Origin of the sequence: Hyphomicrobium sp. 2TAF46 (genome assembly GCF_052114865.1) — a bacterium.
Classification (GTDB): domain Bacteria; phylum Pseudomonadota; class Alphaproteobacteria; order Rhizobiales; family Hyphomicrobiaceae; genus Hyphomicrobium_B.
Map to the genome: position 1 here is coordinate 101,881 of NZ_JBFRFO010000002.1, position 16,638 is coordinate 118,518.

General features: G+C 61.5%; 16 protein-coding genes and 1 riboswitch. Of the genes, 12 read left to right on the forward strand and 4 right to left on the reverse strand.

Features of this window, described 5'->3' with window-relative positions; all coding sequences use genetic code 11:
- Positions 1–9 precede the first annotated feature (9 nt).
- The 3 genes from AB4Z24_RS04320 (at position 10) to AB4Z24_RS04330 (ending at position 4,623) form a co-directional block, all read left to right on the forward strand.
- Complete coding sequence (locus AB4Z24_RS04320; protein ID WP_441706176.1) at positions 10–2,151, forward strand: hypothetical protein; 2,142 nt, start codon at positions 10–12, stop codon at positions 2,149–2,151.
- 18 nt (positions 2,152–2,169) lie between these two features.
- Positions 2,170–2,952 carry an NAD(P)-binding domain-containing protein gene (locus AB4Z24_RS04325; RefSeq protein WP_441706177.1) on the forward strand — a complete coding sequence of 261 codons (783 nt, stop codon included), beginning with the start codon at positions 2,170–2,172 and terminating at the stop codon, positions 2,950–2,952.
- An 87-nt stretch (positions 2,953–3,039) separates the two neighbouring features.
- A complete protein-coding gene (locus tag AB4Z24_RS04330) occupies positions 3,040–4,623 on the forward strand; it encodes a DUF4332 domain-containing protein (RefSeq protein WP_441706178.1) in 1,584 nt (527 codons plus the stop codon).
- On the opposite strand, the gene AB4Z24_RS04335 is transcribed toward AB4Z24_RS04330, so the two are convergent.
- Positions 4,620–5,339 carry a glyoxalase superfamily protein gene (locus tag AB4Z24_RS04335; RefSeq protein WP_441706179.1) on the reverse strand — a complete coding sequence of 240 codons (720 nt, stop codon included), beginning with the start codon at positions 5,337–5,339 and terminating at the stop codon, positions 4,620–4,622. The genes AB4Z24_RS04330 and AB4Z24_RS04335 overlap by 4 nt on opposite strands.
- Before the next feature lie 211 nt (positions 5,340–5,550).
- Positions 5,551–5,660, forward strand: a riboswitch (TPP riboswitch).
- 118 nt (positions 5,661–5,778) lie between these two features.
- On the opposite strand from AB4Z24_RS04335, the gene thiC reads away from it, so the two are divergent.
- From thiC to AB4Z24_RS04350, 3 genes are all read left to right on the forward strand, one after another.
- Complete coding sequence (gene thiC, locus AB4Z24_RS04340; protein ID WP_441706180.1) at positions 5,779–7,629, forward strand: phosphomethylpyrimidine synthase ThiC; 1,851 nt, start codon at positions 5,779–5,781, stop codon at positions 7,627–7,629.
- A gap of 69 nt (positions 7,630–7,698) precedes the next feature.
- Positions 7,699–7,983 carry a hypothetical protein gene (locus AB4Z24_RS04345; RefSeq protein WP_441706181.1) on the forward strand — a complete coding sequence of 95 codons (285 nt, stop codon included), beginning with the start codon at positions 7,699–7,701 and terminating at the stop codon, positions 7,981–7,983.
- Between the two features lie 26 nt (positions 7,984–8,009).
- Complete coding sequence (locus AB4Z24_RS04350; protein ID WP_441706182.1) at positions 8,010–8,423, forward strand: hypothetical protein; 414 nt, start codon at positions 8,010–8,012, stop codon at positions 8,421–8,423.
- A gap of 679 nt (positions 8,424–9,102) precedes the next feature.
- Here AB4Z24_RS04350 and AB4Z24_RS04355 read toward each other — a convergent pair.
- Positions 9,103–10,479: a polysaccharide deacetylase family protein gene (locus tag AB4Z24_RS04355; protein WP_441706183.1), complete on the reverse strand. Its 1,377-nt coding sequence runs from the start codon at positions 10,477–10,479 to the stop codon at positions 9,103–9,105.
- A gap of 223 nt (positions 10,480–10,702) precedes the next feature.
- Here AB4Z24_RS04355 and AB4Z24_RS04360 point away from each other — a divergent pair, with 223 nt between their 5' ends.
- Both AB4Z24_RS04360 and AB4Z24_RS04365 read left to right on the forward strand, forming a co-directional pair.
- The gene (locus AB4Z24_RS04360; RefSeq protein ID WP_441706184.1) at positions 10,703–11,020 is read left to right on the forward strand and encodes a hypothetical protein; all 318 of its coding nucleotides are present in this window, start codon (positions 10,703–10,705) and stop codon (positions 11,018–11,020) included.
- A gap of 225 nt (positions 11,021–11,245) precedes the next feature.
- The gene (locus AB4Z24_RS04365) at positions 11,246–11,743 is read left to right on the forward strand and encodes a bactofilin family protein (RefSeq protein WP_441706185.1); all 498 of its coding nucleotides are present in this window, start codon (positions 11,246–11,248) and stop codon (positions 11,741–11,743) included.
- Between the two features lie 105 nt (positions 11,744–11,848).
- Here AB4Z24_RS04365 and AB4Z24_RS04370 read toward each other — a convergent pair whose 3' ends face one another.
- Complete coding sequence (locus AB4Z24_RS04370; protein ID WP_441706186.1) at positions 11,849–12,160, reverse strand: hypothetical protein; 312 nt, start codon at positions 12,158–12,160, stop codon at positions 11,849–11,851.
- Between the two features lie 265 nt (positions 12,161–12,425).
- Between AB4Z24_RS04370 and AB4Z24_RS04375 the strand changes: the two genes are divergently transcribed.
- From AB4Z24_RS04375 to AB4Z24_RS04385, 3 genes are all read left to right on the forward strand, one after another.
- The gene (locus AB4Z24_RS04375; RefSeq protein WP_441706187.1) at positions 12,426–13,397 is read left to right on the forward strand and encodes a magnesium transporter CorA family protein; all 972 of its coding nucleotides are present in this window, start codon (positions 12,426–12,428) and stop codon (positions 13,395–13,397) included.
- Positions 13,398–13,961: 564 nt separating this feature from the next.
- Positions 13,962–14,471: a septal ring lytic transglycosylase RlpA family protein gene (locus AB4Z24_RS04380; RefSeq protein WP_441706188.1), complete on the forward strand. Its 510-nt coding sequence runs from the start codon at positions 13,962–13,964 to the stop codon at positions 14,469–14,471.
- A gap of 120 nt (positions 14,472–14,591) precedes the next feature.
- The gene (locus AB4Z24_RS04385; protein WP_441706189.1) at positions 14,592–15,233 is read left to right on the forward strand and encodes a septal ring lytic transglycosylase RlpA family protein; all 642 of its coding nucleotides are present in this window, start codon (positions 14,592–14,594) and stop codon (positions 15,231–15,233) included.
- Here AB4Z24_RS04385 and AB4Z24_RS04390 read toward each other — a convergent pair.
- The gene (locus AB4Z24_RS04390) at positions 15,212–15,595 is read right to left on the reverse strand and encodes a lysozyme inhibitor LprI family protein (RefSeq protein ID WP_441706190.1); all 384 of its coding nucleotides are present in this window, start codon (positions 15,593–15,595) and stop codon (positions 15,212–15,214) included. The two genes, AB4Z24_RS04385 and AB4Z24_RS04390, sit on opposite strands and share 22 nt — an antisense overlap.
- Positions 15,596–15,825: 230 nt before the next feature.
- Between AB4Z24_RS04390 and AB4Z24_RS04395 the strand changes: the two genes are divergently transcribed.
- The gene (locus AB4Z24_RS04395) at positions 15,826–16,623 is read left to right on the forward strand and encodes a helix-turn-helix domain-containing protein (RefSeq protein WP_441706191.1); all 798 of its coding nucleotides are present in this window, start codon (positions 15,826–15,828) and stop codon (positions 16,621–16,623) included.
- Positions 16,624–16,638 lie beyond the last annotated feature (15 nt).

A 16,638-nucleotide genomic window follows, 5' to 3' on the forward strand; every position in this document is an offset into this window, starting at 1 on the left:
GCATAGTCTTTGAACTGGTCGATCACATTCGCCCCATTGCTCCCCGTCCCGGTCCTCATCGGCCTGACGGTGCTGGCTGTCGCGCTGATCCTGATCCTGCTCTTCCGGCGTTCGCGCGGCGCCTTCATTCGCGCCGCCGCGCTGGCGGCCCTGCTTGCCGCGCTCTTCAATCCGATCCTGAAGGAAGAGCAGCGCGAAAGCCTCGCCAACGTCGCGATCGTGGTCCTCGACGAAAGCCCGAGCCAGAAGCTCGCGGACCGCACCAAGCAGATGGAAGCGATCCGTTCCGACCTCGAGACGAAGTTCGCGAAAATCCCGAACCTCAACATCAAGTGGGTCACCGGCGGCGTTCCCTCCGAGTCGGCGCCGCCCGGAACGAACCTCTTCACCGATCTCAACGCCGCTTTGACCGACACGGCGCCCGACCGCATCGCCGGCGTCGTCTTCGTGACGGACGGCCAAGTCCACGACGTTCCGAAATCGGCGACGGCCCTCGGCTTCGACGCGCCCGTTCACACGTTGCTGACAGGCAAGCCCAACGAGTTCGATCGCCGCATCGAAGTGATGGAGGCGCCGCGCTACGGCCTCGTCGGCCAATCGCGTACGATCGAAGTCGCCGTGCGCGAGACGGGAAGCGCGCCCTCCGCCAATTCCGGCGCCGCGACGCTGAAGATCCGCCGAGAAGGCCAGCCCGACGAGACGGTGCGCACCGAGATCAATCGCAATGTCAAAATCGACATGCCGATCCCGCATACGGGCACGAACATCGTCGAGATCGAATTGCAGCCCGTCGAGGGCGAGCTGACGACCGCAAACAATCGCGCCGTGGTCGCAGCCGAAGGCGTCCGCGAGAACCTGCGCGTGCTGCTCGTCTCGGGCGAACCTCACCCCGGCGAGCGCACCTGGCGCAACCTTCTGAAATCGGATGCGGCCGTTGACCTCGTGCACTTCACAATTTTGCGTCCGCCCGAGAAGCAGGACGGCACGCCGATCAATCAGCTCTCGCTCATCGCGTTTCCGACGCGCGAGCTCTTTTCGGAAAAGATCAACGAATTCGACCTGATCATTTTCGACCGCTACGAGCATCGCGGCATCCTACAGCTGCTCTATTACGACAACATCGCCCGCTACGTGAACGAGCACGGCGGCGCGCTGCTGATCGCCGCCGGCGACGATTTCGCGAGCCCCTACAGCATCTACAAAACGCCGCTCGCGCCGGTACTGCCCGCAGCACCGACCGGCCGCGTCCTTGAGATGCCGTTCAAGGCGAAGGTCACGGCCGACGGACAAAAGCACCCCGTCACCAAAGATCTTCCGGGCTGGAACGCTGCGCAGGTCGCGGATGCCGCGCCGCAGCCGTCGTGGGGAAAATGGTACCGCCAGGCCGAAGTGACGCCCCAGCGCGGCCGCGTCGTCATGAACGGAGCCGAAGATAAGCCGCTCCTCATCCTCGATCGCAAAGGCAAAGGCCGCGTCGCGCTGCTGACATCCGACCACGCGTGGCTCTGGGCGCGCGGCTACGACGGCGGCGGACCGCACACCGATCTCCTGCGCCGTCTCTCGCATTGGCTGATGAAGGAGCCGGACCTCGAAGAAGAACGCCTTATTGCATCCTCGAAGGGCATGAAGCTCACGATCGAGCGCCATTCGATGGAAGACAAGGTCGGCCAGGTTAAGATCCTCGGTCCCGGCGGCGATACCTCGAACGTGACGCTCGACGCCGTTCCGGTTGAACCGGGCGTCTGGCGCTCGGCCATCGATGTGAAGCTTCCGGGACTTTATAAAGTCGAAACCGAAGGTCCCGACGGCCAGCTGACGGCCGTCGCCAATGCCGGTGTCGAAGATCCGCGCGAAATGAGCGAAGTGACGGCGACGGATCAGAAAATGAAGCCGATCGCCGACGCGACGGGCGGCGGCGTCTTCTGGACCAAGGCATCCAACGCCCTCGCGACTGCAACCGATGTCGATGTCCCGCGTATCTCAATGATGTCGGCCGCCAAGGTGATGGCAGGGTCCGGCTGGCTTGGCCTCAAGGATCGTCAAGCCTTCCTGACCCGGGGCGTGAAGTTGACGCCGATGTTCACGGGCCTTGCAGCGCTTTCGGCTCTGCTCGCCCTGATCGCTTTGGCCTGGTGGCGTGAGGGAAAATAGCAATAAGGGCACGACGCAATGGGCCAGGCTCTCGACAATCGGCCAATCGGCGTAATCGGCAATGACGAATTCGGCTCCGCGATCGCCGAGCGCATCGCGGCCTGCCATTTTCGCACGATGTACGCGGCGCTCGCCGGCTCCCCGTCCGTGAGCTATGGCGAAATGCTTGAACGCGCGAACGAGGAGAACGTCGCGGCTGAATGCCCGATCGTACTCGCGGCGATCGAGGACACGGAGACGTTCCGGCAACTGCTCATCGGCGACGGCGAGCCACGCGTGACGGCAGGGCCGCAGCGGGGCACGGTCCTCGTCGATCTCGGTGCGCGCACGCCGCGCGAATTCCAAGCGCTCGTCGAAGTTCTGGAGCAACGGGACGTCACTTTGGTCGATGCCGCATTGATCGGCGGTCCGGAGGCGACGGCGCATGGCCACGCCAAGATTCTACTCGGAGGCGACCACGCCGCCGTTGCAATCGCCGAAAGCGTTCTCTCCCTTCTCGGCAACGTCGAACGCACGGGCCCGCTCGGTAGCGCCCACGCCGCAGCCGCGTTGATGGGCTACGTCGAAGCCGCACATGCAGTCGCGCGCGAAGAAGCCCTGGCACTCGGATCCGCGTGCGGACTTTCTCCGGAGACGTTGCAGCGCGTTCTCTCTAGCGAATCGTCACCACGCGAATTGAATGTCGTCCAGCTGGCGCGACGGGCGGCGCTTGCGCGCCGGATTGCCCGCGACCGCCGGGGGAGCGCCGAAATCATCAACCTCGCGGCGGAAAAAAACGCGCGGAATCGCGAAAATCGTTGATGAACGGCAACACCGGGACCGAATCAATCGAGCCGTCGGCGCGACTCACGTAGACCATCGGGAGCGGTTGCTCACCCCGAGGCTCCTATGTCGCTTCTCTATCGCATCGTCTACGCCACGCACGCGAACGGCACGCATCACAAGCTCGCGCTTGATGCCCTGAATGCCTTGGAGCGCGACGACAAGGAAGAATGGACGCGCGTTTTCCTGAAGCATGTCGAGCTTTATCTGAAGGGTTCGAAAGACCCGGACAACACGTTCAAGGATTTCAAGAACCACGTCCTCCATGTCTCCGAGAACTACTGGGGCGGCGCGATCGAGAAGGTGAACGAATGGTACGGCCGCACCGTCTTTGAACTCAAGGCCTGCAACTGGCCCGAAGCTGTCTACGCCGCGGGCGTGCTGAGCCACTACTTCACCGATCCCGTGATGCCGTTTCACACCGGCCAGACGGAAGCTGAAAACGCCGTCCATCGCGCCACCGAATGGAGCATCAATCGCTCTTACGACGCACTGCGCGCGCTCGGCGAGCAGCGGTACGGAACCCCCGATATTCGCATTTCGAGCGGACCGCGCTGGCTTTCCGAACTCGTTTGCAGCAACGCCGAGTTCTCGCATCGCTATTACGAAAAGCTCATCGCGCACTATGACATTCACAAGGGCGCGACGCGGCCCGAAGAAGGCCTCGACAACATCGGCAAGAACATCGTCGCCGAGCTTTTGATTTACGCGTCCGCGAGCTTCGGCAAGGTTCTCGATCACGCCATCTCCGAAGCGAATGCGCTGGTGCCCGAGGTGACGCTGACCGCCGAAACATTCCTCAGCTTGACCGAAATCCCGCGCAAGTTCATCGAAAAGCGCCTCGCGAATGCCGAGGACCGGAAGCTCGTCGCCGCCATTTACGACGAGCTTCGCGCCACTGGCGTCGTCAACCATTCGCTCTCGGAAGACGACAAGACCATTCGCGAATTGCACTACGCCGAAGTATTGGCGCCGAAGCTCGCCGAACGCAGAGAAGCACGCGCCGCCCGCATCGAAGTGCGCGACGACACTCCGCTCGAACTCGCCGTCGCCAAATCGGCAGTAGCCTTGAATGCAATCTCCGAACAGCCGCCCGCGCTCCCCGATGCTCCGGCACCGAGACCACGTGCAGAGACCATGGCTGCGCAAGCCGATCAAATCCGTACGGCCGACCGATCGCCGCCGCGGACCGCGGGCCAGTTGGACGAGCGTTTGCCGGGAGCCCACGCCTACCTGACGGCGGACGATCCGCTCGAAGCCGCGCCATCGATCGGTCCGAAGACGGCCGATCGGATCGCCGCAGCAGGCGTTTACAGCGTCGGCGATTTCCTCGCGCAAGATCCCGAGAAACTTGCCGTAGCCTTGGACGACCCGCATTTCGATGCCGAAACGCTTCTCGACTGGCAGGATCAGGCGCGCCTGGTGATGGCAGTGCCGGGCCTCAGGGGCACGCACGCGCAGTTGCTCGTCGGCGCCGGATACCGGACGGCACAGGCGGTCGCCGAAGCCGACCCAATCGCTCTTTCCGCGAACGTGTTGCGCTTCGTCACGACGTCCGCCGGAAAACGCGTTCTCCGCGAAGGTCGCCCGCCCGACATCGAGAAAATCAAAGGCTGGGTCGCCGTCGCCAAACAGGCCATCGCGGCTTAGCAGCCTTCGGCCTGCGTAAAATCGAGATTGCTCGTCCCTTCCAAGTATTGGCTATGAAACGCCGTGGGTGCCACGTCCGCGCCGACGCATTCCAGACGGAAAGACCGCGCCCATACCTTGCCATAGCCTCGTAAGAAGAAGCCGTAATGGATACTCGCGGCATCGTTTGGAACATCGAGAACGACGCTTCGTTCCGTCCACGCCGTCGATCCTTTGAGCGGCCCGTTCGAAGTCCGCCCGATCATATTGTCGAAGCGTAGTCCCCGCCTCTCGTTAGAATCGACACGCATCCAGATCGTCCCAAGATCCGCGTCTTCCGTATTTAGGCTCGCCGTCAGCCTCAGCCGCCGACCGACATATGATCCCGCATGGACACTCTGCATCAGTACCGCAAATTTTTCCGCTAGGTCCTGCCGTTGGTCGCGTGAAAACAGACACTCGATGAGGGCCGCGCCAGGCGTAGCGGGATCAAGACCGAGGCGATAGGATTTCGCGTCTTCGGTCGACGACGTGACATACCAATCCTTTGGAAGCTTTAGCCTGTCCGTCGTCCTATTGGGGTCATCGATAAGCGCGGCAAGAACGTTCCAATCGGCAAAACCGAATTGCTTCGCCACGAGTTCGAGACAGCGACTATGGGTGATATTTATTCCGTACGCCACGAGACCCTCTCGCAGCGATTTGGCCATCAATTTCGCGTCGTGAAAATCACGCATGGTTCGATCCTCAGCAAGGGCGAAATCTCTGTCAGTGCTCGCATTGCTGACGCGTTCGCCCGAAGAGAGGCTCAAACCGTCGTTATTTCGTGCATTCACCATCCCTGAAGGGGCGAGCGGCAGGCTGCACTTGCCTAAGCCCACATTATAGCGATCGCCCAATCGGACTCAACTGCACTTGCAAACACCGGCCGAAGGAGTCACAGTCCCCCCGTTATCCGAGGGGCGCCGGTGTTCCGGCTGAGATCGCGTCTAGAAGCGCGAGCACCCTTCGAACCTGATCCGGGTTATGCCGGCGAAGGGACGGAGCACAAAGTGGCACGGCGCCACCAATCCGCACCTTTCCGGGCACGCACAATTTCAGCGCGCGTTTTTCGCGTGTGCTGCAACGCCCAGCCATTCCCTCGCGAAGAGAGTGGCGGAGAGGAGCAAAACTGCCATGAACAAACCGACCCGCGCCGCCGATATCCATGCGCCGAAAGTGACCGTCGGGACCCACCGCGCGTCGACGAAGGTCTATTCCTCCCCTGCGGGCCACGACGATATCCTCGTGCCCTTCCGCGAGATCGCGCTGACCGACGTCAACGAGCCGGCCTTCCGCGTCTACGATCCATCGGGCCCATACACCGACCCGGCCGCCACCATCGATGTCGAGAAGGGCCTGCCGCGCATTCGCGATGCCTGGATGGCTGGACGCGCCGGCATCGAAACCTACGACGGCCGCACGGTGAAGCCCGAAGATAACGGCAACGTCTCGGACGCCCATGCCGCGCGCGTCTTTCCGACGGTCTTTCACCCTTATCGCGCGGCGAATGCCGAGCCCCTCACGCAATTCGAATGCGCCCGCGCCGGCATCATCACGAAAGAGATGATCTACGTCGCGCATCGCGAAAACCTCGGCCGCGAAGCTGTGCTGGCACGCGCGAAAGACACGTTGGCCGATGGTGAAAGCTTTGGCGCCGAACTCCCCGAGCACATCACGCCCGAATTCGTCCGCAGCGAAATCGCCCGCGGCCGCGCCATCATTCCCTCGAACATCAATCACGGCGAACTCGAGCCGATGATCATCGGCCGAAATTTCCTCGTGAAGATCAACGCCAACATCGGCAACTCGGCCGTGACGTCGTCCGTCGAGGAGGAAGTCGAGAAAATGGTGTGGGCGATCCGCTGGGGCGCCGACACCGTGATGGACCTCTCGACCGGCCGCAACATCCACACCACGCGCGAATGGATCATCCGCAATTCGCCCGTTCCAATCGGCACCGTGCCGATCTATCAGGCGCTGGAAAAATGCGGCGGCGATCCCGTCAAGCTGACATGGGAGCTTTATCGCGACACGCTGATCGAGCAGTGCGAGCAGGGCGTCGATTACTTCACGATTCACGCCGGCGTGCGGCTGCCCTTCGTGCCGCTAACGGCCAATCGCGTCACCGGCATCGTCTCGCGCGGCGGCTCGATCATGGCCAAGTGGTGCCTCGCGCATCACAAGGAAAGCTTCCTCTACGAGCGCTTCGACGAGATCTGCGATCTGATGCGCAAGTACGACGTTTCGTTCTCGCTCGGCGACGGCTTGCGTCCGGGCTCGATCGCAGACGCCAACGACCGCGCCCAATTCGCCGAACTCGAAACGCTCGGCGAGCTGACGAAAATCGCCTGGGACAAGGGCTGCCAGGTGATGATCGAAGGCCCCGGCCACGTGCCGATGCACAAGATCAAGGTCAACATGGAGAAGCAGCTGAAGGCCTGCGGCGAAGCCCCGTTCTACACGTTGGGCCCGCTGACGACCGACATCGCGCCGGGCTACGACCACATCACGTCCGGCATCGGCGCCGCGATGATCGGCTGGTTCGGCACGTCGATGCTTTGCTACGTGACGCCAAAGGAGCATCTGGGCCTGCCGAACCGCGACGACGTCAAGGTCGGCGTCATCACCTACAAGATCGCCGCGCACGCGGCCGATCTCGCCAAAGGACACCCCGCGGCACAGCTTCGCGACGACGCGCTCTCACGCGCCCGCTTCGAGTTCCGCTGGGAAGACCAGTTCAATCTGTCGCTCGATCCCGATACCGCCGTCGCCTTCCACGACGAGACGCTTCCGAAGGACGCTCACAAGGTCGCCCACTTCTGCTCGATGTGCGGACCGAAGTTCTGCTCGATGAAAATCACGCAGGACGTCCGCGACTACGCCGCGACCTTGAACGACAAGGAAGTCGGCATGGCCGAGATGAGCGAAAAGTTCCGCAAGATGGGTGGAGAAATCTACCTAGACGCGGAGCAAAAGGCCGACTGAGGACGGGTAAGGCCGAAACAGCGCGTCCACTGATTGCTTTTGGCGGCGGAGCCGATACATTCCGCCGCCATGAAAACATACCGCCTGTTCCTCGCCGTCGATGCCATTGCACTGCTGATTGCTGGCTATTTCTTTTTCGTCGGAATTGGCGACGGCTCGGTTTCATCCTTCAACATCGTGCTGTGGCTCACAGTGCTCGCCGGCATCATCGCAATCGTCGGTACAGGCTATCGCTTTCATACGAATGGCCAAACCGGCTTGGCCACCGGCGTCCTTGCCATTCTCGCGGTGCCCGCAATTCTGGCCGGGCTATTCGTTCTATCGATATTGATCGCTCAGCCGAGATGGAATTGAGCGCGGGGTGAAGGCGGGGAATATCAATGGGGTTTAAGGCTTACCAGCTCGGCGAATTGATCGGAATCGTATTGCTGCTCGGATCGACGGCGATGCAGATGTTTTATCTCGATCCCCTGAAGCGCGAGATCGAATGGCGGCTTGCGACCTTCAGCATCCAGCAATCGGCGCAGGTGCAGATCAAGGCGGTCCACGACAACCGCATCGTTCTTCTGCAGGCGGTAAACGCGCCGGCCGACAAGATCAGGGAAGCCGAAGCGGACCGCGAGAAAAGCCTCGACCGGTTCAAGACGGCCGACGCCAATATCTCCGATTACATGATCGACAAGGAAGGTGTTGAGGACTTTCTGCAGTACGCCGTTCTCGGCCTCTTCGCACTCGGAACGCTGCTCGCAGGCTTCGGCCGCGCGATGGAAATGCGAGCGGGACGGCACGGCTAGAGAGGGCCGCCCAAAGTTCCGGACGAGCTTCGCGCCGCCGCGCGCCGGGACACCTCATCGCAGGGTCTTTTCAAAGCCCGCAAACAGTGCCAGCTTATGCCCATCTTTCAACAACCGAGAGGAGGTGATCCGATGTCGAGTGGGATCTTGAGGCAGACGATGTCGTGGTCGCTCAGGCTTGCATCCGGAACTCTCCTGGATCGCAGCTGAGACCTAAGCGGTAGACATTCGACGCCGCAGAGAACGATGATCTCACGGGGCCGCTCTTTCGAGAGCGGCCCTTTTTCATGCGGCAATCCCGCATGCCGCGAGCCTATCCACAGCATTATAAACCGTATGCTGATAAATCATTGAGTTGTATCCAGGACGCCACACTTGCCTGGATTCAGAGCAGGATGATTCGTTTTGTCTGGCGGTCGCGCCGGACCTCACTTAGCTTTGCGGCAAGCGGGCAGCCGATCGGGGGATCGACTGGGGGAGTGGTCAAGTTCCCGCTTAATGCCGAAATCGCTACACGCCGATCATCAGCGTCGGCCGTAGCGAACGCCCATGGATAAGCCACTGCGCTGTCTTGCGCTAAGGCAACAACACTTGGTTTGCGGCGGGCCCGGGGGGGCCTAACAGGGCGTCCAAAAAGAAATGGGTGGCATCGCCACCCATTTCTTTTTTGTGGGATCGCCTACTGACCGAACCAATATTCCCAAGCTTCCTTAACCCGCTGTGAAATCGATTTCGCCGGCGCCTGCGGCTTGGTCTCGATCGGCATGACTGGCGCGACAGGCGCCAAAGGCGCACTCGCGGCCATCTTCTCGCCGTCCCCGGAAACCGTTTTGACGGGAGACGCCGTTTCCGGCGCCATGCTCACGGCTGCCGTATGCGTCGGCGCCGCCGTCGTATTGGCTGCGGCAGCTGGCAGACTGCCCGTCGCGGTGCTGGCCGGGCCCGTCGGAGACGGTGGCGATGAAGGCTCTGCAACGGATTTCATCGGCGGCTGCACGGCCGACTGCTTGCCCGGAGCGGCACGGCCGGATTCGGTCGAAGGTGTCGTCGGAAATGCCGGAAGCGCCGGTGGAGCGGCGCCGGATGGCGAAGCGGCAGATCCCGCGGTCGTCGAAGCATCGGGCGTTGGCGGCGGCGGCAGCCCTTCTGGCTCACCACTGCCCGACGCGGATTCCGTTGCGGGCGCAGCGCCATCGATCGTCTTGACGATGCTCGAAACCGGTCGCTCGGCGCCGACCTGCGGCAAGCCCTTGGCTTCCTTCTCGATGGCCTGATCGTATTCCGCGACCGTGGTCACCGGGAACTTGGCCGTCATGTGAACGATCTTGTATCCCTTCGCCTTGAGCTCAGCGAGGATCATCGGCACGGCCTTCGCCGTCGTCTTGTGAATGTCATGCATCAAGAGGATGCCCTTGCCCCTCTTGTCGAGCTTCTGCATCAGCGACTTCACGAGATGATCCGCGGTCTGCGGCTTGAAATCGAAACTGTCGATGTCCGTCGAAAACATCGCGATGTTGCGCTTGCCGAGATAGGCGACGGCCTCCGGCGTGTCAGCGAGCGTTGGGAAGCGGAAGAACGGCGCAACCGAACCGCCAACCGCGCGATGCACGGCGCTGACGCCGCGCTCGATCTCGTCCTTGCCTTCATCGAATGTCTTGAGCTTGTTGATCGCCTTGTGGCTCCACGTGTGCGTGCCGACCGTGTGCCCCGCCTTGGCGACTTCGCGAATGATCTCGGGATAACCGAGCGCCATCTTTCCGATCGAGAAGAACGTCGCCTTCACGCATTCATCGGCCAGCGCCTTGAGCACGGCCTCGGTCGTATATTTCTGCGGGCCGTCGTCGAATGTCAGGATGACTTCCTTGTCCTGCAGGAAGTCGTAGGCTTTGTAGTTGTCCATGCCGAAGCCGGGTCCGCCGGTCGTATCGATTTCGACGGTGCGGGAGACGCCGAGCGTGCCGGCGCGAGGACACGTCGCTTCGTCTGCGGCCCGGGCGGCAGGAACGGCAAGCAGCGCCGTCAAACCAAATAAGAGACCCACCCGGCATGCGAACATGTTGTCCTCCCTTATTTTATTAATCGAACCTAGCAGACTCCGATGGCCTCAGCAGCCCGCTCCCGAAAATTTGGGACGAGCACGTCGCTTTCCGGTTTCACCCGCACAGGCTCCTGTTCAGCACAAGTCTCGCATGAGTCGGTGATTGCCGCACCCGAGTTGCGACATAGGCGTTTGGCCCTTACTTTCAATGCACTACAAACAGAAACGAAAAGAGTATCTTATGCTGGCATTTTTCCGCCACTCGCTAACGATTGGCGCCACGCTCGGCGCGGCTGCGATGATCGCATCCGCAGCGAACGCCACGCCTGTCGCGAAGCCCGCGGGCCAAGCGTCCACCAATGTCGTGAACGTCGATTACGATTACGATCGCGACGGGCATCGGCACTATCATCGCCGCCATGGGCGGCATGTCGTGCATGCACCGTTCACCCGCGTAGAAAGCGGCCGCAGGACGGTCGTCGATGCACCGTTCGCACACGTCTACAAAGGCCGCCACGGCAAGCATATCGTTGCCCCCTTCGTCGACATCTGGAGATAGGTTGTCGGGTGCGCAAAAGCTCTTTAGCGGGTCCTCAGAAATGGCGGCCCGCTCACATTTTGTGCAGCGCGCGCCCATTAACAATCTTCCTTGAAATCCTTTTTCGCGCAGCAGCGAAACGAGGCTGGCGGATATGCCAACTTGGCCATAATGTACCCAAAGTACACTGCTTAAAGCTGTGCCAGCGGGACGGGCGAAAGCAGTTTCTTTTTTGGGGGTAGTCATATGTTCAACCGCGTAGCGACGCCGGATTCACGTGGGCCGGAGCCAGTCAAGACGCTCACGCCAGCGCAGCAGCAACCGATTCCACAAGTGAAGGCCCCGGCTCCGCCGCTCTTTGGCTCGCCGCTTCAGCAGTCAGGTCCGGCGATTGACGCGCCGACCTCGGTCCTCGGCCAGGACATCACGATTGCCGGCCAGCAGCTCGTCATCAAGACCAAGGGCTCGCTTCTCATCGCCGGCCATATCCAGGGCGACGTTCATGGCGAGTCGGTAACGGTTGGCGAAACGGGAAGTGTTGTAGGCACCATCACGGCGCGCACCATCACGGTGCAGGGTGAAGTCAGCGGCGCCCTCAAAGGCACGTCGGTGAACCTCAACGCCACGTCGCGCGTCGATGGCGACATCGTCAAGCAGACGCTCTCGATCGACGAAGGCGCGCAGTTCGATGGCAGCGTGCGCCGCGCCAAGGACGCGGGCGAAGTCACCCCCGACCTCAACTGATTTCGGAACTGGCGGCTCCGCCGCCACAGCCACACTCTTGAGTGATGCCGGTGACCGTCGCAATTGCCGCGATTGTCATCGCATCACTGCGATAACCTCCCCAATCTAGAAGCGTCCGCGCACCGATGGGCTAACCTCGTCGCACGACTCCTTGATGCGGATGTCCTGGCCGATGAACCGGCACAGGTGTTGTTTGAAAAGCGGGTCGTTGCGAACCCGGTCCGGCGACGCCCTGAATCCGTAATCGTTCGCCACCTGCGCAACATACTGGTCCTGGCAATACGGCGTCGCGAGCATCGAGCCCTGCACCACTTGATAGCCCTTGTTGCATAGAATCTTCGCTTCCGCCGGCACTGCAAATCCAGTCGACAGCAACGCAACGCAGACACCAGTCCCGATGTTCAATCGCAGAGCCATGGCCGCCTCCTTTTGGAACTGAATTGTCACACTTCGTGCGTCTTGGTGCAACAAACCTCCGTCACGAAACTTAGACGCTTAGCTCAGTTGCCTCGAGACCGGCGACGTGAAATGGCTGGCGCCGCTATAACTCGGCATTTGCGGTCGACGCGCGGGAGCGAAATCGCAAGTGCCGGTCCCACCTCCGGGCACTTTCGGCCAGTTCCTCACCGAGCCGGGCAAGTGCCAATCAGAATGCGCAGCAAACCTAAAAGGTTTATCCACAATGATCACGGTCTACGACGCAGTTGGCGGCAAACTGGTCCAGCGGGACCAGATGGGTGATCTCTCGACGAGCGTTTGGATCGATCTGGTCGAACCGAAGGAAGACGAAGACAAATTTATCGAGCAGGCGCTCGGCATAGAGGTGCCCACGCGGTCCGAAATGCGCGAGATCGAGGCGTCGAACCGCTTCTATACCGAGAACGGCGCCTACTACATGAGCGGCTTTATCCTGCACAACAGCGACCAGGAAGTGCCGATGACCTCGGTCGTGACGTTCATCCTGTCCGGCAATCACCTCGTGACGGTTCGCTACGCCTCGCCGCGCGCTTTTCCGATTTACATCGCCCGCGCAGCGAAGGGCGACATCGATTGCGTTACCGGCGCCGGCGTCATGGTCGGCCTTTTGGAAATGCTGATCGAACGGGAAGCCGATCTGATCGAGCGCGTGCAGGACGAGGTCGAACGCATGGCGCCGCTTGTGTTCGGGCAAAAGAGCACTGCAAGCACGCCGCAGAGCCGCCGCCTGGACGTTCTTCTGAAAACCATCGGCAAGGAAGGCGACGTAACCGCGAGAGCGCAGGAAAGCGCCATGTCACTGCATCGCCTCCTGCTCTTTTTTGCCAACGCCGTGCGCGAGCGCAAAGACGACCAGCGCGTCGCCACCCGTATAGAAGCGGCCAACCACGACATCCTGTCGCTGATGGAAAGCATGCGCTTTCTCTCGACTCGGACGAGCTTTCTGCTCGACGCGACGCTCGGCATGATTTCGAATGAGCAGAACCAGATCATCAAACTGTTCTCGGTCATGGCGGTCATGCTGATGCCGCCGACACTGGTCGCTTCGATCTACGGCATGAACTTCAAGAGTATGCCCGAGCTTGATATGACCTGGGGCTATCCGATGGCGCTCTTTATGATGTTCGCAGCAGCCCTCATCCCCTACCTCTATTTCAAGAAGAAGGGGTGGCTCTGATCTCGATGCCGTACCGCCGCCGAAAAATAAGGGGCTCCCGGCGGCTATCCCGTCACGACAGCGCCCGGGCCAGCCAAATCAGCCGTCCGTTGTAAGGGGCGCTCACAGAGCGAAAACGCAGTGCTGCGCGCTAGAGGACTGAAGGGTAAACATTTTGTGGCACAGCGTACGCCACCATTTCCGTTCCCTTAATCGCAGTCCAATTCTGCGACCTGGCGTCACGCAACCTCAAAGTGCATTCAAAATATCTTAGAATTTTCCACAACTTACCAATTATGGTTAAAAGGTGGTAACAGCAATGGGTTGACCTCTTTTCCACAGGGTGCTGGTTGGGCGGGCCAGGACGGGGGGAACCCCAGTCAACACGGGCAGCAGTACGAACTGGGTTCTGGAGTTCTGTAACGGGTCATAGGGGTAATCTGCCTTAGGGGCTACTTCTCCCAACATTAACGACGGTGCCGCTTCCGAAGCGGTTGACCCGTGGTCGCCTGGAGGCGTGCTGCGGGCGGGGGAAACCGCTCATTCGACCCGAACCACTGCTGCTCCTTTGATGAGGAGTGCACTATGCGTTCAACTATTGCGATCGCCGTGTTCGCGTTCGCTGGGATGACGGCAGCTGCCGTCCCCGCAATGGCGTCCTCGACGCATCACAAGGCGACGTATCATAAGGCTTCTTCCTATAAGAAGGCTCACTACGCATCTAGTAAGAAGGCCCGCTACGCGTCTAAGGGGTCGCGCAAGCATTACGCTCAGGCCAACACCCGCAAACACGTTGGCGGCGGCACCAGCACCACGGGCGGTATGGCGTCCTACTACTGGGAAGGCCAGAAGACCGCTTCGGGCGCCCGTTTCAACCCTGAGGGCATGACGGCGGCTCATCGCACGCTGCCGTTTGGCACGCGCGTTCGCGTCACGAACCAGTCGAACGGCCAGTCGGTCGTCGTCACGATCAACGACCGTGGTCCCTTCATCGGCGGCCGCGTCATCGACCTGTCGCGCGGTGCCGCACGGCAGATCAACATGACTGGAGCCGGCGTCGCGCGCGTCTCGCTCGAGGTTCTCGGCCGGAGCTGAGGTCTTAAGGTCATAGCGGGCTAACTTCGGGGAGTGTTGGGTATCCAGTGCTCCCCGACGTTTTTCCGCCATCGCGAATCAGCATAGTCGTCGGATTGGGGAATATCCGGGGGGATATGCGTGCGCCTGAGCATTAGTCCGGCAAGTATTGCGCTTCTGGTTGGTTTGAGCCTTTCCGCCACGAGCGGCCCGTCCGAAGCCCAATCGCTGCCCGATGCCCTTTCCGGACCAGCCAATAAGGCTGTGACCCTCGGAAATTGGAAGACGGTCACCGCCCCCGCCAGCCCGGCAGGCACGTTCGATCATTGGCAGGCGAACATCATCATCGCGAAGCCGGCCCTCACGAAATCCAAGCAGCCGCCCGCAACGGCAACGCCGCTCGGCGAGCGGCCCTATGCCCTGCACGGCCCCGACCCGGCGGGTGCCGGTCACGCCCTCACGGGCGTTGCCTCCTTTTATGGAAAGGGAGCGCGGACCGCGACCGGGGAAGCCTTCAATCCTCAGGATCTCACGGCCGCCCACCGAACCCTGCCCTTCGGCACGCGCGTACGCGTGACGAGGCTCGATAGCGGCGATAGCGTCGTCGTCCGGATCAACGACCGCGGCCCCTTCAAGCCGGGCCGCGTGATCGACCTTTCGACGAAGGCCGCCGAGAACCTCGGCATGACCGGCAAGGGTCTGGCCGACGTCAAGCTCGAGGTCCTCGGCCGGGAAGACGGTCCGAAGCCGGAAAATGTCGCTCAGCGCTCCGACCGCCGGTAAGCCCGTTCCAGACGGGATTCCAAAACACTGATCTGATCGAGGTAGGCGCCGCGGATGCATTCCGTGTCCCGGCCACAGCTGTCGCGCGCATCCAGGAACTGCCGTTGGTAATCCCTCAAATCGCTGCGCTCGTAGCGGTTGCCGGAGGCGGCTTTGAGTTCCGAATAGAGAGAGCTCATCCGCTCGTCGAGGCCCGCCAGCCTGTCGCTCCGGCAAATCGTCCGTTCCGACGTCGATTGCGCTCTCCGGCAGTCGAAGTCCTGCGCGGCTGCGGGACGAACCGCGCTGGCGAAAAATGCGAGCGCCAACAGCGACCCGGCCGATACCGCCGCCGCCAGCTTCAAGGTTCCAGTGTCCGACATGTGCCCATCTCCTCAGTTCTCGCGCCTCCGAGAGCGCCGCCCCACCCCAGCGGTGGACATCCCGACAATGCGGAAAGCCGGTCGGAAACGTGAGGCCGTTAGGCGTTACCCAGCGGCAACGGGAGGAAGGGGTTTATTACCCCCGGATTCCGATTGCGTCCGAACGGAAAGAATCGGTAATTTCCGGTAACCGGCGGCGTCCGTCGCCGGGCTTCAAAACCATGCGGCCAATGAAAAAAGCTGTCGCCCAGCCTGCGCCCGTCACAACTCGTCCCGAGGCGCTCGAGCGCATCAAGACGGCCATGGTCGAAAAGAAGCTGACGCAGGCGGAACTCGCCGACGCCGCCGATTGCCACGAGAAGACGATCCAGAACCTGCTCGGCGGCCGCTCCGTTCGCGATCAGACGCTGTTCGATGTCTGCATGGTGCTGGGCCTCGATTTTCACGGGCTGCGCGACGCCTGGCACGGGGAATCCGTCGCCCTCGAAAGCGCCGGAGGGCCGTTGGAACTCAAGGGCAACGGCGGCGGCATCGCCCCCGTCTATATGGGTGCCTATTCGCGCGCGGCGGTCGATCATTACATCGGCAGCTACCTGACGCTGAGACGCGCATTTTCCGTCCCCGATCAGATCATCGCCTATCGCACGGATATCAGCTGGGACCCGGAATGGCCGAGCCTTGTCTTTCAAGAGCGCGAGCGCCCGGATGCGCCATATGCGCATCGCGGCCGTCTCTATATCCCGGCGTCGTCGAGCTTCATTCACCTCGTCTCGCTGACGAAAGGCGCGATGCGCATGGTGGTCGTCTCGCAGCTCGATCGCGCCGGTGAAATGCGCGGCATCATCACGACGCTGAACAAGCAGCGCGCGACGTTCATCCCGGTCGCAACACCGATCCTCTACGCGCAGCGCGAAAACTTTACGGCCGATGCCTTCGGCGAGATATCGCCGAAGAACCCCGCCTATGGCGAATACAAGCGTTTGCTCGATGAAACAATCGCCGAGGGTTACGCACGGCTTGTGAGTTGATCGCTCAAAACCCTA

Coding starts and splice junctions, on each gene's coding strand:
- AB4Z24_RS04325 (WP_441706177.1), top strand. CDS start 2,170: ATGGGCCAGGCTCTCGACAATCGGCCAATCGGCGTAATCGGCAATGAC.
- AB4Z24_RS04330 (WP_441706178.1), top strand. CDS start 3,040: ATGTCGCTTCTCTATCGCATCGTCTACGCCACGCACGCGAACGGCACG.
- AB4Z24_RS04335 (WP_441706179.1), bottom strand. CDS start 5,339: ATGCGTGATTTTCACGACGCGAAATTGATGGCCAAATCGCTGCGAGAG.
- thiC (WP_441706180.1), top strand. CDS start 5,779: ATGAACAAACCGACCCGCGCCGCCGATATCCATGCGCCGAAAGTGACC.
- AB4Z24_RS04345 (WP_441706181.1), top strand. CDS start 7,699: ATGAAAACATACCGCCTGTTCCTCGCCGTCGATGCCATTGCACTGCTG.
- AB4Z24_RS04350 (WP_441706182.1), top strand. CDS start 8,010: ATGGGGTTTAAGGCTTACCAGCTCGGCGAATTGATCGGAATCGTATTG.
- AB4Z24_RS04355 (WP_441706183.1), bottom strand. CDS start 10,479: ATGTTCGCATGCCGGGTGGGTCTCTTATTTGGTTTGACGGCGCTGCTT.
- AB4Z24_RS04360 (WP_441706184.1), top strand. CDS start 10,703: ATGCTGGCATTTTTCCGCCACTCGCTAACGATTGGCGCCACGCTCGGC.
- AB4Z24_RS04365 (WP_441706185.1), top strand. CDS start 11,246: ATGTTCAACCGCGTAGCGACGCCGGATTCACGTGGGCCGGAGCCAGTC.
- AB4Z24_RS04370 (WP_441706186.1), bottom strand. CDS start 12,160: ATGGCTCTGCGATTGAACATCGGGACTGGTGTCTGCGTTGCGTTGCTG.
- AB4Z24_RS04375 (WP_441706187.1), top strand. CDS start 12,426: ATGATCACGGTCTACGACGCAGTTGGCGGCAAACTGGTCCAGCGGGAC.
- AB4Z24_RS04380 (WP_441706188.1), top strand. CDS start 13,962: ATGCGTTCAACTATTGCGATCGCCGTGTTCGCGTTCGCTGGGATGACG.
- AB4Z24_RS04390 (WP_441706190.1), bottom strand. CDS start 15,595: ATGTCGGACACTGGAACCTTGAAGCTGGCGGCGGCGGTATCGGCCGGG.
- AB4Z24_RS04395 (WP_441706191.1), top strand. CDS start 15,826: ATGAAAAAAGCTGTCGCCCAGCCTGCGCCCGTCACAACTCGTCCCGAG.